Raw genomic sequence first — 15,600 nt, 5'->3', positions numbered from 1 at the left:
GGGAAGATTGTGCATCATGCGGGCGTGGTTGTCGGTACCCGCGCGTCCCGGTCGTCCCGCACCGCCGGATGGGCGGCCCGGACGACGAGGTGCGCGTCCGCCGCCGCGACGGTGCCGATGACCAGGGCCGCCGGCGGGACGGCCGGGCCGAGGACGGTGCCGCCGAGTTCGCGCACAGCGGCGGCGAGGCGCCGGCCCGGGCGTGCCCCGGCGTCGACGATCAGTTCGGCGCCCTGGGTGGCGGCGATGGCGGCGCCGAGGCGCAGGACCGCCTCGCCGTCGTCGCCGTCCGCCCTGACCAGCACGGTGTCCCAGCCGTCGGGTGGCGGCGCGAGCACGGTCACCAGACTCGCGCGCAGCGCCGCGAGGCCCTCCTGTCCGGCCGCGACGAAGACGACGTCGGCGCGGGTCGTGTCGGCCTGGGCCAGGATGTCGGCGGCCGGGTCGGCGCTGAACCGGGCGAACACCGCCGCCGACGGCCCCTGCCGCCGGACGGGCTCGGCGAGGTCGGCGAGTTCTTTCATCGCCGCCGTCATCGCCAGCAGGTCGCCGGAGAGCCCGGCGCCGACCTCGACGCGGGCCGCCGGAAACGGCACGATGCGGCTCAGCACCACCTCGGCCGGGTCGTGCCGCGCCGCCACCGCGGTCGCCAGGTCCACCATCGGCCGCGCCGACGCCCCGGCCGGGACGACGGCCAGCACCCGGTAGGCGTCCGGCACGCCCAGCGCCGCCCGTTCCAGCTCCGCGATGTCCCGTGCCACGAGGGACTTGGGGTAGATGAGGGACAGCAGCGGCCCGGCCATCACGGTGGTGACGAGCGCCATCACGACCATCAGCGAGAACAGCGTGTCGTCGAGGATGCCCAGCTGGACCCCGACGGTGAGGATGACGATCTCGGTGAGCCCCCGGGTGTTCATCAGCGCCGCGAGGGCCCCCGCCCGGCGCGCCGGGATGCGGTTGAGCCGGGCGCCGAGATACGCGCCGGCGAACTTCCCGGTGATCGCGACGACCAGGATCAGGGCGAGGTCGAGCAACCCCGTGCTGTCCAACGTGGACAGATCGACGCGGAGACCGGCGATGACGAAGAAGACCGGCAGCAGGAGCAGGACACTGACCTGTTCGAGCCGTTCCAGGGTCTCGTGCCGCAGCAGCTCGCCGCCGGCGCGTGGCATGATCGCGCCGAACACGAACGCGCCGAAGATGGCGTGGACGCCGATCGCCTCGGTGCACCAGCACGACAGCAGCAGCCCGACCAGCATGACCGCGAGGATGCCGGGGGTGAGCCGCCCGGCCCGCGTCCGGGCCTCGACGAGCCGCCGCAGCTGCGGCCGGACGAGCAGGAACATGACGAGTGCGTACGGCACGGCGAGCAGCGTCTGCCACGGCACGTCACCGCCGCCGGCGCCGATCGCGACGACCCCGGCGAGCAGCGTCCAGGCGATGACGTCGTCGACGGCTCCGCTGGCCAGCGCGAGCCCGCCGACCTCGGTCCGCAGCATGCCCCGGTCGGTGAGGATGCGGGCCAGGACCGGGAACGCGGTCACCGACATCGCCGCGCCGATGAACAACGCGAACGGCGCCACGTCCGCCACGTCGTGGTGGCGGGCGAGCCACAGCGCCAGCAGGACGCCGAGCCCGAGGGGCAGCAGCACCGAGCCGATCGAGACGGAGACCGCCGCCTTGCGCCGCCCCTTCACCGAGTCGAAGTCCAGGTCGTAGCCGACGATGAACATGAACAGGACCAGGCCGACGTTGGCGAGCCCGGCGAGGGCGGTGCGGATGTCGACGGGGAACAGCCGGTCGCTGATCAGTGTGCCGAACAGGGTCGGCCCGACCAGCACCCCGGCCAGGATCTCGCCGATGACCGGCGGCTGGCCGAGCCTGCGGGCCGCCGCGCCGAGCAGCCGCGCGAGCGTGATGACACCCGCGAGCGCGAGCAGGAGCTGACCGAGCTGATGTGCCGTCATGCCGACCCCCGGTTGTCTGGTGCGCACATGGCCGCGCTCACGGCCGTGCTCATACGAAGGCGTCGGCGCGGGCCGCGAAGGTTGCCGCGGTGGGGCGCTGCCCGGCGGGGCCGAGGCAGTCACCGACGAGGTCCGCGACGGGAGCCGGCAGCGACGGGTCGATCCGCGGTGCCTCCGACAGCACCCGGCGCAGGGCCAGCAGCCCGTCGGCGGCGGGCAGGTCGCCGTGCACGCCGGTGCCGCTCACCACCCGGTGCAGCATGACGCCGAGGGACCACACGTCGGCGGCGGGGACGAACCGGCCGCCCGTCAGCACCGCCGGGTCGACGTACTCCACCGAGTCGAGCGCGCCCATCCCGGTGATCGTGACGCCCTCGGTGAACACCTGCGCCAGTCCGAGATCCGACAGCCTGCCGCCCGCCGAGCTCAGCAGGACGTTGCCGGGTTTGATGTCGCGGTGGACGAGGCCCGCCTCGTGCAGGGCCGCCGCGGCGCGGGCCGCGTCGGCGACGGCGCGGATCGCATCGGCGGGTTTCGGCGGGGTCGCCGGGTTGGCCAGGGACCCGGCCGGCAGGTACTCCATCGAGTAGAAGAATTTGCCGTCCTGCTGGCCCGCGTCGTACGGGGACACCAGGTACGGCGACTGCACGGCGCTGAACGCGGTCAGCTCCCGCACGGCCCGGCGGAACGCGACCTCGGTCGACTCGGCGGACAGCACCTTGACGGCCACGTGCTCGACGTCGACCGGCAGCCGGGGCGGGCGGCGGGCCAGGAAGTACTGCCCGTGGTTGCCCGAGCCGAGCGGCCTGACGAATTCGTAGTCGGCGATACCCTGCACGCCGGTCCCTTCTGTGGTCACGGGTTGCGGTGCGACTCGTACCGCAGCCAGCGGCGGCCGAAAATGACTTTGGCGCCGGGTCGGATCGGCACCGGCTGCGCCGGCGGGACCGGTGTGGCCTCCGGCGCGCCCGGCTCCTGCACGAAGGTGCCGTTGGCCGAGCCGAGATCCAGCACCTGGACGTGCCAGCCGGTCAGCCGGATCCGCAGGTGCCGCCGGGAGATGCCGCCGTGCGAGTCGGCGATGCGCAGCGGCCGGGCCTGCCCGGCGGCGACGTCGGCGTCGCGCTCCGGCTCCCGCCCGACCACGTAGTCGGCGTCGGCGCGCAGTGTCATGCCGTTGTCGAGCAGCAGGATCCCCAGCGGTGGCCGCGGCCCGAGCCGGGTCACGTGCGTCACCTGCAGCATGGCGATGCCACACAGCTGGCAGAACCGCACCGCCGGGTCGTTGAAGTGCCCGTTCTTGCAGTCCACGCCCTCGACCAGCGGCTGGGTGGCGGCGGCCGCCGCGTCGGGCGGCGGTGCCGGCGCGTGCCCGGGCAGCAGCAGGACCGACTGGAACGCCGCCGGTTTCGGCGCTTGGGTTTGCGGGGGCCTGGAGAAGCGGATGGTCAGCCCGGCGGCGCCGACGACCCCGGCGTCGAGGCTGGCCAGGGGGTGCGGTGTCCCGGCACCGGGCAGCGCCAGCCGCAGCGTGCCGACGGGTCCGGCGACGACGTGCCGCACCGGCTCCGGGCCGGACATCCGGACCCGGCCGTCCACCTCGGCGGCGCCGTGCCCGCAGACGAACACCGCGACGCCGCCGCCGGCCGCCGGGCCACCGACGGCGCAGCTGAGCTCGCCGGCGGGCAGCAGCGCGGCCGCGTGCCGGGTCAGTTCCTCGCCGTCGCCGCCGTCCGCGGCGACCCGCGCGACGAGCGCCAGCAGTTCCTCCGACCCGGCCGGTTCGCACACCGCGAACAGCCGGCCGGCCCGCATGACGAGACCGGCGCCCGGCAGGGGTTGCACGACGGGTTCGCTCATGTCAGCCGTCCGCCCCGGAACCGCCAGCGCAGGAACGGCACCCGCATCGGGCCGTTCGCCGCCAGCCAGACCGCCGTCCACACGGCGGCGAACTGCAGCACGAACGCCGCCACCGGCGGGGCGGTCTCGACCCCCGGCACCGCCCCGGCGCGCAGCAGCAGCCACAGCACGACCGCCTCGGGCACGCCGGTGAGCAGTCCGAACAGCGACGGCCAGTCCTTCTCCCAGCGGAACTGCATGAGCAGGTGATACAGCAGCTCCCAGGCGACGCCGAGGACGGCGACGGCGCCGAGCACGACGAACGCGGTCCGGTACCGGTCGGCGAGCGGTCCGCCGCCCGGCAGCACGGGAGTGATCAGGGCGGTGATCACCGACCCGACCACGGCGAGCAGGAATATCCGGGTCTGGATGCGACCCAGCAACACGGGCACCATCGTCTGTCTCCTTTCCGAGACCTAGACCGGACGGCCGAGCGCCCAGCGGACCCACTGCGTCGTGGACCGGATCGGGCCGATCCTGCGGCCGAAGCCGCGCCTGGCCAGGTCGTCGGTGATCTCCTGGGCGGCGATCTGCAGGCCGAGGAACGTGTCGACGCCGGGGAAGTAGCCGCCGAGCGTGGTCGCCCCGGACGCGTACAGCGCCCCGTCGCCGCTGGCGGTGCCCTTGACCTCGAAGTGCCGTTCGACCTCGAGGCGGCCCAGCGGGTTGCGGCCCGCCCCGCCGTGCTCCAGCAGGTCGGCCAGGACGCGGTGCTCGGCGATGTCGGCCTCCAGCCCGGTGCAGTCGATGATGTAGTCGGCGCGGACCTCGACGGTGCCGTTGTCGCCGTTGATGAGGCTGACCAGCGTGCCGTCGGTGTCGGGCCAGACCTTCTGGGCGACGCCCTGCATCGCGCGGTACCAGCCGCCCTGCCGGCCCTGGCGCAGCTGCTTCTGCCAGCGCCGCCGCTTCGGGGTGTTGGTGCCGCCCATCTCGGCGTACTGCTTGGCCCGCTCCTGCCCTTCCAGGCGGCGCATGCGTGCCTTGAGCTGCCCTCCCCAGACCGACTTCGGGTAGTTGAAGCCCTGGTAGGCGAACCCGTCGCCGCCCTTGCGCCGGGCCCACCAGTGCGGCCCGTGCGCGCCGGTGACGAACGTGCGGAACACGTGCACGATCTGCGTCTGCAGCCCGAGCCGCTCCCGGTCGTCGATCAGGCGTTGCAGGACCCGCGACGAGACGATCCCGCCGCCGCGGATCAGCACCGTGCCGGGTTTGGTCTTGAGGAACTCGTAGACGTGCTCGTGCGGCTCGTAGGCGTTGACCACGTGTTCGTAGTCGCTGTGCCGGGTCCGGAACTCCTGCAGGTCGGGCAGGAACCGCAGGCCCGGGTAGCCGACGGCGAGGTGGACGAAGCGCGACCGGTACACCACCCGCTTCGTGGCACTGGAGCCCGCCGGCGGGGTCAGGACGGTGAAGTAGCCGCCCGCGGCGCGCCGGCGCACCATCCGCACCACGCCCTTGACGAGCATCGCGTCGTAGCCGATGCGCGCGGACTCCCGGCGCAGGCTCGCGAAGACCGTGCCCGCCTGCGGGGTCCAGTAGTCGGCGAAGATGGGCTCACCGAGGATGTGCACCAGCGGCCGCAGCGTCCGGTCCCGCCACGCCTCGCTCAGCGCGTAGGACGGGAAGCCCCAGATGTTGTCCGGCCGCGACGATGAGTCCGACCGGATCCGCTCGGGCTCCGGGATCTGCGAGACGCGGGTCAGGTACTGGTACGTCTGCCAGGGGTGATCGATGTTGGACAGCACCCGGATGTCGGACGCCGGGACACCCGCGATGCGCAGGTAGTCGGCGGTCACGAACGAGCCCATCCCGCCGCCGACGGTCACGAACGGCACATCGTGCACCGGGATCCCGGCCGCGGCCACCATCGCGTCGTCCCAGACGGCCGCGCCCAGCAGTTCCGGCGTGAGATCGCCAGCATCCATTTCAATCCCCCGATTTGTGTGCCATAGAGGTAGCACACCGGCGCAAACCTGTGGGGGCGGAGATCACCTCACCCGTCGGTGCGTTCCAGCAGCGCTCGCAGGACCTCCACGTCGGAGGCGTCCAGCCGGTCGGCGAAATGCCGCAGCACCGCCCGCCGGTCCCCCGGCCCGTCGAGCACCGCCCGCATCTGCGTGGCGGCCGCCGTCGCGGCGTCGTGGGTCGGCCGGTAGGCGTGCGCGCGACCGGACGGCTGCCGCTGCAGCAGGCCCTTGTCGTGCATCCGGGTCAGGATCGTCAGCACCGTGTTGTACGCCAGGACCGTGCGGTCACCGCCGTGGCGCTCCGCCAGCGCGGTCTGCACCTGCCCGGGTGTCAGCGGCTCAGTCGCCGCCCACAGCAACGCCATGATGTCCGACTCGAGGGAACCCCACGCCCGCCGCGGCTGCCGTTCATTCACGGCCAGACGATATCCGCCGCTCCCCCGCTTGTCAGGGGACCGGGCGGCGGGTCACGACAATCTCAGCCGACGGATCCGGGCGGCGCAGAGCATGGTCAGACCCAGGGCCAGGAGCAGATAGCCCACCGTCTCCACCCACTGGAACGTCCAGTATCTGCCGGCCGGCTGATACGTCACCAGCTGGCCGAGCCGGAGCCGATCGACGGCCGCGTCACACTCCGCCGGTGGGAACGCCGGTGAGGTGCAGGCCTCCGGCACCGGTCCGGCGTACGGGCGGCCCGCCGAGTCGACCGTCCGCACCGAGGTGATCCACGCTCCGGGGAGGTCCACCGGCATCGACACCTCCATGCCCCGGTCGTCCACCCGCACCAGGTGCGGCCGGCCGGACACCGTGAGCGGTGTCGTGGTGGACAGCGGTTCGCGATAGTGCTCGCGCACGACCGCCGGCACGAGCACCTGCACCGCCGCCAGGATGGCGAGGGTCACCGCCATCGCCGCCACAGCGCGCCGCATCAGCAGGCCCACCGCGACGCCGAGGACGAAGCCGAAGGCGGCATGGCCGGCGGGGACGGCGTCGCGGGCGCCGAAGAGCAGCGGCGCGAACCGGTTCGGCAGGTCCAGACCCTGGTCGTGACCGGGCCGGCCGCCGGCCCGGTCGAGCGGGCCGGCCCACCAGGTGACCGCGAGGCTCAGCAACGCGGTCGTCAGCACCGCCGCCAGGGCGGGCAGCCCGAGCCGCACGAGCAGCCAGCGGGACCGGGTGACGGTCTGCGTCCAGGCCAGCCGCAGCGTCCCGGCCTCCAACTCCCGGGCGATCAGCGGGGCACCCCAGAACATGCCGATGGCGGCCGGGGTGAGGTACATCAGCGCGATGCCGGCGAAATAGAGGAACGGGCGCAGGTCGCCGGCCTGGACACCGGCGGCGAACAGGGCCTGGGCCCGCCCGCAGTCGTCGGCGGCGCACGTGCCGAGTCCACTGGCCGTGTACAGGTCGGAAAGCCGCGCGCCGGTCAGGGCGAGCGCGACGGCCACCACCGCGAGCACGACGGCCGCGGCCCACACCTGCGAGCGGATCTGCCGCCAGGTCAACCAGGTCATCGTGCCGCCTCCGCGTCGTCGTGCCGTCCCCGGCTCAGGTAGGTGAGGACCAGGTCCTCCAGGCTCAGCGGCGCGTGCTCGGCGAGCAACGCCGCGACCGGGCCGGCCGCCTGCACCCGGGCGGTGCTCAGCACGATCAGGTAGTCGCAGGTGCGGGCCAGGTCCGCCACGACGTGCGAGGACAGCACCACGCTCATTTCCCGGTCCGCGACCGCTTCGGTCAGGTCCTGCAGGAACTCGTGCCGGGCGAGGGGGTCGAGACTCGCCGCCGGCTCGTCCAGGACCAGCAGGTCGGGACGCTTGCCGACGGCCAAGGTGAGGGCGAGCTGAGCGCGCTGCCCACCGGACAGCCGCCCGGCGCGCAGGCCCCGGTCCAGGCCGAGCCGGTCGACCCGCCGTTCGGCATAGCCGACGTCCCAGCCGGGGTTGAGTCGCGCGCCGAGCTTGAGGTGTTCGGCGACCGTCAGCGTCGCGTAGAGCGGTGCGTCCTGCGCGACGAAGCCGACCTTCGCCAGGTGGGCCCGGTCGGTCCCGGGCCGGCGACCGAGGACCTCGACGGTGCCGGCCGTCGGCGCCAGCAGACCGACCGCCAGGTTCAGCAGGGTGCTCTTGCCGGCCCCGTTCGGCCCGACGAGGCCGACCACTCGGCCGGCCGGGATCGACAGCGTGCATTGCGCGAGCGCCCACCTGTCCCCATATCGTTTGCCCAGGCCACGGGCCTCCACGACAGTGCTCATCGTTCGTCCTTCCTCGTGTCGGTTGCGGTGATGACGATCCTGGCGACGCCGGGCGCGGGTGTCGTCATGCCTGGGCACAGCGGCACCGGGGCGCGTTGTCAGACCCAGGTACACCTCCGGCGTCGTGCTGTGGTCTGACGCGGCACGCCGGCCGGGCCGCTACGGTTTGTCCATGCAGCTGCCCCGACCACCGTGGTCCGGTCGCCTCGGGCCGGCGCAGCGGGCCGTGGCCGACGGGCTGACCGCTGCGGCCCTGGTCGCGGTGGCCACGGTCGTGGCGTGGCAGTCCGCCGGCCCGCACGGGTCGAGATGGGTCGACGCGGTGGTGTTCGCCGCCGCGGTCGCCGGTGGCGCGATGCGGCGCGGCAGGCCGCGGACCGCCCTCGCGCTCACCGTCGCCGTGGCGGTCCTCGCCACCGGATCCGGTTCGTTCCCCGCGCCATGGGTCGCGGTCGCGTTCGTGATGTATGCAGTGCCACAACGGATTGCGCGCCGGGAGGCGATCTGGCTCCTCGTCGGTTCGGTGGCCGCGGCCATGGTCGGGCTCGCCGGCCTCCTCGACGCGGTCTGGGCCCGTCCCGGCCCGAACCGCGTCGCGATGCTCACCGAGATCCTCCTGCTCCTCACGGTGGCCTGGACGATCGGCTATGCGGTGCGCCAGCAGGCGTTGCACACCGCCGGGTTGCGCGAGCAGGAGGCGCGGGAGGCGCAGGCCCGGCTCGCGGAGGCCCGCCGCGCGATGAGTGAGGAACGGTTGCGGATCGCGCGGGAGTTGCACGACGTCGTCGCGCACACGTTGAGCCTGATCGCGGTGCAGGCCGGCGTCGCCAACCATGTCGCGGCCGAACGGCCGGACGAGGCCGGTCGAGCCCTGCTGTCGATCGAGGAGACCAGCCGGGACGCCCTGCGCGAGATGCGCTCGATGCTCGGCGTCCTGCGCGCCGGCCCGCTCCCCGCGTCGGGCCCGGGCCTCGACGACCTGGACGAGCTGGTGCGGCGCACCGCCGACGCCGGCCTCGTCGTGGACCTGCAGACGACCGGTGCCCGCCCGGAGCTGCCCACCGGGCTCGACCTGGTCGCGTATCGCATCATCCAGGAGGCCGTCACCAACGTGTTGCGGCATGCCGCCACCGACCGCTGCCGGGTGACCGTCGGCTTCCGGCCCGACGCGCTCACCCTCGAGATCGCCGACGGCGGCCCGGGTGCGCCGGCGGCGTCCGGCGGGCACGGCATCGACGGCATGCGTGAACGCGTCGACATGTACGGCGGGACGTTCACCGCCGGCCCGGCACCGGACCGCGGCTTCACGGTGCGCGCCACGTTCCCGCTCACGCTCAAGGCGGCCGCATGATCCGGGTCCTCGTCGCCGACGACCAGGCACTGGTCCGCGGCAGCTTCCGGCTCCTCGTCGACACCGCCGCCGATCTCGTCTCGGTCGGTGAGGCCGCGACCGGCACCGAGGCGGTCACGCTCGCCGGTCAGGAGCGCCCCGACGTGGTGCTCATGGACATCCGCATGCCGGATCTGGACGGCATCGAGGCCACCCGGCAGATCTGCGCCGACCCCGCGACTGCGGCCGTGCGGGTGCTGATCCTGACCACGTTCGACGCCGACGAGTACGTGTTCGCCGCGCTGCATGCGGGCGCGAGCGGTTTCCTGCTCAAGGACACCAGGCCGAGCGACCTGCTGACCGGAATCCGGGTCGTGGCCGCCGGGGAGTCGTTGCTCGCGCCCGGGGTGACCCGCCGGCTCATCGAGGAGTTCACCCGGCGGCCGGGCACCGGCGTGCCACGGGCCGCCGCGCTGGCCGACACGACCGAACGGGAGCGGGAGGTGCTCACCCTCGTCGGCCGCGGCCGGTCCAACCAGGAGATCGCCGGAGATCTGCACATCACGCTGTCGACGGCGAAGACCCATGTCGGGCGGCTGCTGATGAAGCTCGGCGCCCGTGACCGGGCCCAGCTCGTCATTGCCGCCTACGACGCCGGGCTCGTCCGCCCTGCCAGCTGAGCCGCGTCACTCCGAGACGGGCAACCGGATGCGCAGGAGCGCGCCGCCGCGCGGGCCGTCGTCGACGGTGAGGGTGCCCCCGTGGGCGGTGACGACGTCACGGGCGATCGGCAGGCCGAGGCCGGTGCCGCCGCTCTGGCGGGAGCGGGCGTCGTCGAGGCGCACGAACCGGCCGAAGACGCGTTCCCGGTCGGCGGCGGGGATGCCGGGACCGTCGTCGGCGACGGTGAGCTCGGCGGTGCCGCCGGCGGCGGTGAGGCTGATCGTGACGTTGCCGTGGCAGTGCCGGGCCGCGTTGTCGAGCAGGTTGCGCAGGACCCGCTGCAGGTGGTGCGGATCGCCGTGGACCCGGACGGGGACGATGTGCGTCTCGACGTGCAGGTCGGGGTGACCGGCGACGAGGCGATCGCGTTCGGCGTAGACGATGTCGTCGAGGTCGACGTCCTCGCGGCGCAGCTGCGGGCCGGACTCGTCGACGCGGGCGAGCAGCAGCAGGTCGGCGATGAGCCGGGCCATGCGGGCGCTCTCGTGGCGCATGCGCGTGACGTGGGTGCCCGCCGACGGCGGCAGGTCCGTCGAGCCGAGCAGGTCGAGGCCGGCGTGGATGGTCGACAGCGGGCTGCGCAGCTCGTGACTGGCGTCGGCGACGAACCGGCGCTGCGCCTCGGTGGCCGCCTCGATCCGGTCGAGCATGGTGTTCATCGTCGTGGCGAGGGCGGCGATCTCATCCGCGGTGGCGGGCACGGGGAGGCGGGTGTGCAGGTTCCGGGCGGTGATGGTGTCGGCCTGCCGGCGCATCGCGTCGACCGGCCGGAGGGTCCGCCCGACGAACAGGAACGTGGCGGCGCCGACCACCAGGGTGAGGAGCGGCATCCCGACGGCGAGCGCACCGAGGATCGCTTCGGTGCCGTCGTTGACCTCGTCGAGGGACTGCGCGACCAGGACGGTGCGCGGTCCATCGGGAGTCGCGACGCCGACGGCGACGATCCGGAAGCGCTCGTTGTGGGCGATCTCGAGGCGGCGCTCCTCGCGGGCCGTCTGCCCGGCCGCAGGTCGCAGCGGCGAGATCGGTTCGGCCCCGCCGACCGCGGCGGACGCGGAGACGACCCTGCCGGTGCCGTCGACGACCTGCACGACGGTCCGGTCGCGGGCCGATGGCCGCAGGGTGGCGGCGAGCCCGGCGCCGTCGGCGTCGCCGAGCGCTGCCGCGACCTGCGCGGCGCGTTGCCCGGTCGACTGGTCCACGTTGTCGGTGAGGATGAGCCGGGACGCCACCACCAGGACCGCACCGCTGACCAGGGCGGCGATCGCGACGACCGCCGCCGCGGCGAGCGCTGAGCGCATTCGCACCCCGAGCCGCGCCGAGAGGCGGCGTGGGAGGCGGCGCCAGCTGGTCATATCAGAAACCTAGCCGGGCCGACCTGAAACCGTGCTGAAGAACCGCGGTACACGATCAGCGAGGAACAACTACGTACCGTATCCGCACCACTACCTACCCGTTGTAGGTATAAGGACGGCGGCACGACGAACGGGGATCAGCTTTGGACACGAACTACGCGCGGGTGTTCCAGGACACCGGCGCGGTCGACAAGTACGAGCACGTCACCTACGCACCCGGCAGCTACGCGTCCCGGATCAACGAACGGCAGCGGGCCTACCTGCGCGCCCTGGTCCGCCGGGCGTTCCCGACCGTCCGGCCCGTCCAGCACGACTTCGCCTGCGGCACCGGCCGGGCCATCCGCAGCCTGCACGGCCTGGTCCGGACCGCGCACGGCTACGACACCTCCGCCGACATGCTGGCCAAGGCCGCCGAGGTCGGCACGCTGGCCCGGCTGCACGCGGTCGCGGCGGACGGCCCCGTGCCCACGCCCTCGCCGTCGGACGGGCCGGCCCTGGTCACCATGTTCCGGCTGCTGCTCAACGTCGACGACGCGGTCCGCAACCGGGCCCTCGCGTTCGCCGCGCGGGTGCTGCCCGACCCCGACGCCGGCCTGCTGGTCATCGAGAACCACGGCAACGCCCGCTCGTTGCGGCACCTGCGGGCGCGCCGGCTGCGGGGCCAGCGCTGGTTCGCCGAGCTGTCCCACGACGACATCGACCGGCTGCTGGACCGGCACGGCTTCGAGATCGTCGAACGGCGCGGGTTTTCGATGCTGACGCAGGGTTGGTACGAGCGGCGCGGGCTGGACCGCATCGCCCGGGGCGTCGACTCGGCGGCGAGCGTGCTGCCCGGCGCCGACCGCTACGCCGTCAACGTCGTCTACGTGGCCCGCCGCCGGGCCGCCTGACGCCGGTGGACCGCCGCGGCGGCGATCATGGCCGCCGCGGTGATGCCGAGCAGCCGTCCGGACAGCACCGCCGGCCGGGGCAGCGGGGGCAGGAACCGCACGATCCGCTCCCGTGGCTGCGGCGTGAGCACCGCGGCGGCGACGCCCGCCGCCGCGGTCGCCGCGGCCGTCCCCCAGAACACCACGGGCCGGCGCCGGATCTCCGGCGCCGGTCCGTGCCAGGCCACGAGCCGCCGGCGGCGGCCGACGCGGGCGGACAACGCGAGCCAGCCGGCCGCACCGGCGGCGCTGGAGGCCAGGTGCAGCGGCATCCACGCCGGCACCCCGGGCAGCACCTCCCGGGCCAGGCCGGGCAGACCTATCTTGGTGCCGTGCACCGAGGCGTGCGTGCCGTGGTCCCAGGCGACGTGACTGACGGCGCCGATGAGCGCCGAGCTCGCGGTGACCCACCACGGGTGCCGCACGCCGCCGAGCACGCCGTAGTCGCCGGCGGCGAGCGGCCCGAGGCCGGGCAGGTGCGCGGCGACCTCCGGGGCCGCCCGGCGCACCAGCCGGGTCGCGACCATCGTGGCGGGCACCGAGGCGAGCACGCCCCACCAGGTGTGGCCGTAGGTGTACGGCGGCCGGCTGCTGACCCCTAGCGCGTAGGGCAGGTCGGGCGCCGCGGATCCGATGACCAGCGCGACGCCGTCGAACCAGGTCGGCTGCCACAGCTTCAGCGGCAGCACGGCCGCGGCGTGCGAGGGGAACGTGGCCGGCATGATCCCGACCCTACGGCCTGCGCCGCCGCTACGGCACGCCCCCTACGGCCTGCGCCGCCGCTACGGCACGTCCCAGACGGCCTGCGCCGCCGCTACGGCACGCGCTAGTGGATCACGCGCAGCGGGCGAGGCCCGCGCGGACCTTGGCGCGCACGACCCGGGTCGCGGACTCGACCACCCGGGCGGCGAACGCCGGGTCGGCCTTCGCGGCCGCGATGAGCGCGTCGGTCCACGGTCCGGCGTCGGACAGTCGCACCGACAGCGCGACGTCGCCGCCGGCCGTGATGAACCGCACCGCACGCTGGCCGAGGGGCACCGAGTTGACCGCGACGGCCGCGCCCAGGTCGTCGGACAGCACCAGCCCGTCGAAGCCGAGCTTCTGCCGCAGCAGCCCGGTCACGATCGGCGCGGAGAAGGCGGCGACGTTGGCGGCGTCCAGCTTCGGATACGTCGCCGAGGAGATCATGACCGCTGCCGACCCGGCCTCGATGCCCTTGACGAACGGCTGCAGCGCCGGGTCGTCGGCGGTGGTGACGTCGTCGCGGGCGCCGGTGGCCTTGTCGGTGTTGACCCGGACCCGGCCCAGGCCCGGGAAGTGCTTCAGCGTGGTGAGCACCCCGGCGCCCTGCATCGCCGTCACGACCGTCGCCACGTCGGCGGCCACCGGCTCCGGGGTCGAGCCGTACTGCCGGTCGAAGCCGCCGATCGGCGGGTTGGCCTTGCCGACGTCGGCCGGGACCACGTCGGCGACCGGGGCCAGGTCGATGGTCACGCCGATGGCCTTGAGCCGGCCGGCCCATTCCGCGGTGTTGGCGGCCAGGGTCGCGTCGTCCAGTTTGCCCTGGTTGACCGCGGTCGGGATGGCCGGGAAGTCGGCGCCCTTGAGCGTCTGGACCTGGCCACCCTCCTGGTCGATGCCGATCTGCAGGCCGAGACCGGTGGTCGGGGCGGCCGCCTGCAGCTGCCCGATCGCCTCCTTGAGCGACGCCGCGGATGCCGTGCTGCGGCCGGCGAGGAAGATGCCGCCCAGCTGGTACCGCTGGATCGCCGGCACCGCGTTGAGCGGCGTCTCGATCGGGGTGCCGATCATGACCAGCTGCCCGACCTGCTGCTCCAGGGTCAGCTTCGCCACGAGCGTCGTGGCGCAGTCGGCGCTCGGCGACGGGGACCCGGCGGCGCTGGCACCCGTCGAAGGGCCGGACGTCCTGGCGTTCTCGGCGGGTGTACCGCTACCGGCCGTGACATACCAGACCGCCGCCACGGCGATGAGCACCACGGCACCGACGGCGACGACCCACCGGGGTAACGGGCCGAAACGGCCATGCAGGCGAGCCATGGGCCGCTCCGTCCAAGGGGTTGCGCTGTGCTGACCGGGTGGAGGTTACCCGGACCGCGTCCGTCAACCGGCGGCGGACCGGGGGTAACGGTGATCGGGCAGCTGGTGCAGCCACAGGGCGAGGGCCCGGACGGTCTCGCGCTCGAAGGCGTCCTTCGCGCGGGTCACCGGCGCCGCGCCGGCCGCGTCGTCGGCGAGCACCTGCATGCGGGCCCGGGTCACGGCGAGGCCGTTGCGGATGAACGTGTCGAACGTGGTCTCGTCGGCGGTCTCGACGGCCAGCATCCCCCGCACGTACACGTCCTCGGTGCTGATGTCCGGGGCCAGGTCGCACAGCCAGGCCCGCTGCCGCTGCCGGCCGGCGGCGGTCAGCGAGCAGGTGCGCCGGTTGCCGCTGGCCATCCGCGCGGGGACGGCGGCGTCGATGCGCAGGAAACCGGAGCGCTCCAGCCGGGTCACGGCCGCCATCACCCGGACGATGTCCATCCGGTGGGCGCTGCCGAAGATCTCGTCGTGGCGCTGCATGAGCTCCCACGCGCTGCTGTCGCGGCCGCCCAGCAGTGCGAGCAGGACATCGTCCAGCACCATCGCCAGGCACCTCCCCCCGCTACCTTCTACACGACGTAGAAGTAACAGAGCTTAGCCCTCCGGGTGCTCCCGCAGCAGCGCGCGGAGGATCTCCTCGTCGCGGTCGTCGAGCGTGCCGACGAACCGGCGCAGCACCGAGGCCCGGTCGGGTTCGTCGGCGAGCAGCCGGCTCATCCGCTCCGCGACCAGGCCGGCCGCGTCGCTGAGCGCACCGTAGCGGAACGCCCGGCCGTCACGGTGCCGCGTGACGGAACCCTTCTCGTGCAGCCGGGTCAGCGTCGTCACCACGGCGCTGTAGGACAGCGCGCCGGTGGGGTCCAGCAGGTCACGGACCTCGCCCGGGGTCAGCGGCGCCGGGGCGGTCCCGAGCACGGTGATCACCTCAGCCTCGAGCTGTCCGGGCCTGCGCCGCCGGTCGCCCGCGGGCGGGGTTGTGCTCACCGGCATGACTCTATCGACCGGCGGGCGGCCGTCGCCGCTCCCGCCGCTCTCCAGGCATGGCAGACTCGACCGGTCATGCGTCCTCACTT

General features: G+C 73.8%; 16 protein-coding genes. 3 read left to right on the top strand and 13 right to left on the bottom strand.

Annotated elements, in window-relative coordinates; all coding sequences use genetic code 11:
• Window positions 1-14 precede the first annotated feature (14 nt).
• The 8 genes from Dsi01nite_RS36100 to Dsi01nite_RS36065 all read right to left on the bottom strand — a co-directional run bounded on the left by Dsi01nite_RS36100 (window position 15) and on the right by Dsi01nite_RS36065 (window position 8,087).
• Window positions 15-1,967 (bottom strand): cation:proton antiporter domain-containing protein, encoded by a 1,953-nt coding sequence (locus tag Dsi01nite_RS36100; protein WP_203850853.1) that lies wholly within the window; start codon window positions 1,965-1,967, stop codon window positions 15-17.
• Window positions 1,968-2,016: 49 nt separating this feature from the next.
• Window positions 2,017-2,826: a protein kinase domain-containing protein gene (locus Dsi01nite_RS36095; protein WP_239136417.1), complete on the bottom strand. Its 810-nt coding sequence runs from the start codon at window positions 2,824-2,826 to the stop codon at window positions 2,017-2,019.
• Window positions 2,823-3,827 (bottom strand): FHA domain-containing protein, encoded by a 1,005-nt coding sequence (locus tag Dsi01nite_RS36090; RefSeq protein WP_203850852.1) that lies wholly within the window; start codon window positions 3,825-3,827, stop codon window positions 2,823-2,825. The genes Dsi01nite_RS36095 and Dsi01nite_RS36090 overlap by 4 nt, the downstream gene beginning before the upstream one ends.
• A complete protein-coding gene (locus Dsi01nite_RS36085; protein WP_203850851.1) occupies window positions 3,824-4,261 on the bottom strand; it encodes a hypothetical protein in 438 nt (145 codons plus the stop codon). The genes Dsi01nite_RS36090 and Dsi01nite_RS36085 overlap by 4 nt, the downstream gene beginning before the upstream one ends.
• A gap of 21 nt (window positions 4,262-4,282) precedes the next feature.
• Complete coding sequence (locus Dsi01nite_RS36080; protein ID WP_203850850.1) at window positions 4,283-5,794, bottom strand: hypothetical protein; 1,512 nt, start codon at window positions 5,792-5,794, stop codon at window positions 4,283-4,285.
• 68 nt (window positions 5,795-5,862) lie between these two features.
• A complete protein-coding gene (locus tag Dsi01nite_RS36075; RefSeq protein WP_239136416.1) occupies window positions 5,863-6,252 on the bottom strand; it encodes a BlaI/MecI/CopY family transcriptional regulator in 390 nt (129 codons plus the stop codon).
• 51 nt (window positions 6,253-6,303) lie between these two features.
• Window positions 6,304-7,350 (bottom strand): ABC-2 membrane transporter-related protein, encoded by a 1,047-nt coding sequence (locus Dsi01nite_RS36070; protein WP_203850849.1) that lies wholly within the window; start codon window positions 7,348-7,350, stop codon window positions 6,304-6,306.
• Window positions 7,347-8,087 carry an ABC transporter ATP-binding protein gene (locus tag Dsi01nite_RS36065; RefSeq protein WP_203850848.1) on the bottom strand — a complete coding sequence of 247 codons (741 nt, stop codon included), beginning with the start codon at window positions 8,085-8,087 and terminating at the stop codon, window positions 7,347-7,349. Before Dsi01nite_RS36065 ends, Dsi01nite_RS36070 begins: the two co-directional genes overlap by 4 nt.
• Window positions 8,088-8,259: 172 nt before the next feature.
• On the opposite strand from Dsi01nite_RS36065, the gene Dsi01nite_RS36060 reads away from it, so the two are divergent.
• Together Dsi01nite_RS36060 and Dsi01nite_RS36055 are read left to right on the top strand one after the other, a co-directional pair.
• A complete protein-coding gene (locus Dsi01nite_RS36060; RefSeq protein WP_203850847.1) occupies window positions 8,260-9,438 on the top strand; it encodes a sensor histidine kinase in 1,179 nt (392 codons plus the stop codon).
• Window positions 9,435-10,097 carry a response regulator gene (locus tag Dsi01nite_RS36055; protein ID WP_203850846.1) on the top strand — a complete coding sequence of 221 codons (663 nt, stop codon included), beginning with the start codon at window positions 9,435-9,437 and terminating at the stop codon, window positions 10,095-10,097. Before Dsi01nite_RS36060 ends, Dsi01nite_RS36055 begins: the two co-directional genes overlap by 4 nt.
• Before the next feature lie 6 nt (window positions 10,098-10,103).
• Here the strand turns inward: Dsi01nite_RS36055 and Dsi01nite_RS36050 are convergent, their stop codons facing one another.
• Window positions 10,104-11,495: a sensor histidine kinase gene (locus Dsi01nite_RS36050; RefSeq protein ID WP_203850845.1), complete on the bottom strand. Its 1,392-nt coding sequence runs from the start codon at window positions 11,493-11,495 to the stop codon at window positions 10,104-10,106.
• A gap of 143 nt (window positions 11,496-11,638) precedes the next feature.
• On the opposite strand from Dsi01nite_RS36050, the gene Dsi01nite_RS36045 reads away from it, so the two are divergent.
• Window positions 11,639-12,385, top strand: coding sequence for a class I SAM-dependent methyltransferase (locus Dsi01nite_RS36045; protein ID WP_203850844.1), 747 nt, complete (start codon window positions 11,639-11,641; stop codon window positions 12,383-12,385).
• Here the strand turns inward: Dsi01nite_RS36045 and Dsi01nite_RS36040 are convergent.
• From Dsi01nite_RS36040 to Dsi01nite_RS36025, 4 genes are all read right to left on the bottom strand, one after another.
• Window positions 12,358-13,146: a DUF4184 family protein gene (locus tag Dsi01nite_RS36040; protein ID WP_203850843.1), complete on the bottom strand. Its 789-nt coding sequence runs from the start codon at window positions 13,144-13,146 to the stop codon at window positions 12,358-12,360. The two genes, Dsi01nite_RS36045 and Dsi01nite_RS36040, sit on opposite strands and share 28 nt — an antisense overlap.
• 112 nt (window positions 13,147-13,258) lie before the next feature.
• Entirely contained in the window at window positions 13,259-14,482 is a 1,224-nt protein-coding gene (locus Dsi01nite_RS36035; RefSeq protein ID WP_203850842.1) for a glycoside hydrolase family 3 N-terminal domain-containing protein, read from the bottom strand.
• Window positions 14,483-14,545: 63 nt separating this feature from the next.
• Entirely contained in the window at window positions 14,546-15,070 is a 525-nt protein-coding gene (locus tag Dsi01nite_RS36030) for a hypothetical protein (protein ID WP_203850841.1), read from the bottom strand.
• A gap of 51 nt (window positions 15,071-15,121) precedes the next feature.
• Window positions 15,122-15,511 carry a BlaI/MecI/CopY family transcriptional regulator gene (locus Dsi01nite_RS36025; RefSeq protein ID WP_239136415.1) on the bottom strand — a complete coding sequence of 130 codons (390 nt, stop codon included), beginning with the start codon at window positions 15,509-15,511 and terminating at the stop codon, window positions 15,122-15,124.
• Window positions 15,512-15,600: the final 89 nt, after the last annotated feature.

Source organism: Dactylosporangium siamense (assembly GCF_016862795.1).
GTDB lineage: Bacteria > Actinomycetota > Actinomycetes > Mycobacteriales > Micromonosporaceae > Dactylosporangium > Dactylosporangium siamense.
This window is presented reverse-complemented; position numbering and strand designations above follow the sequence as displayed.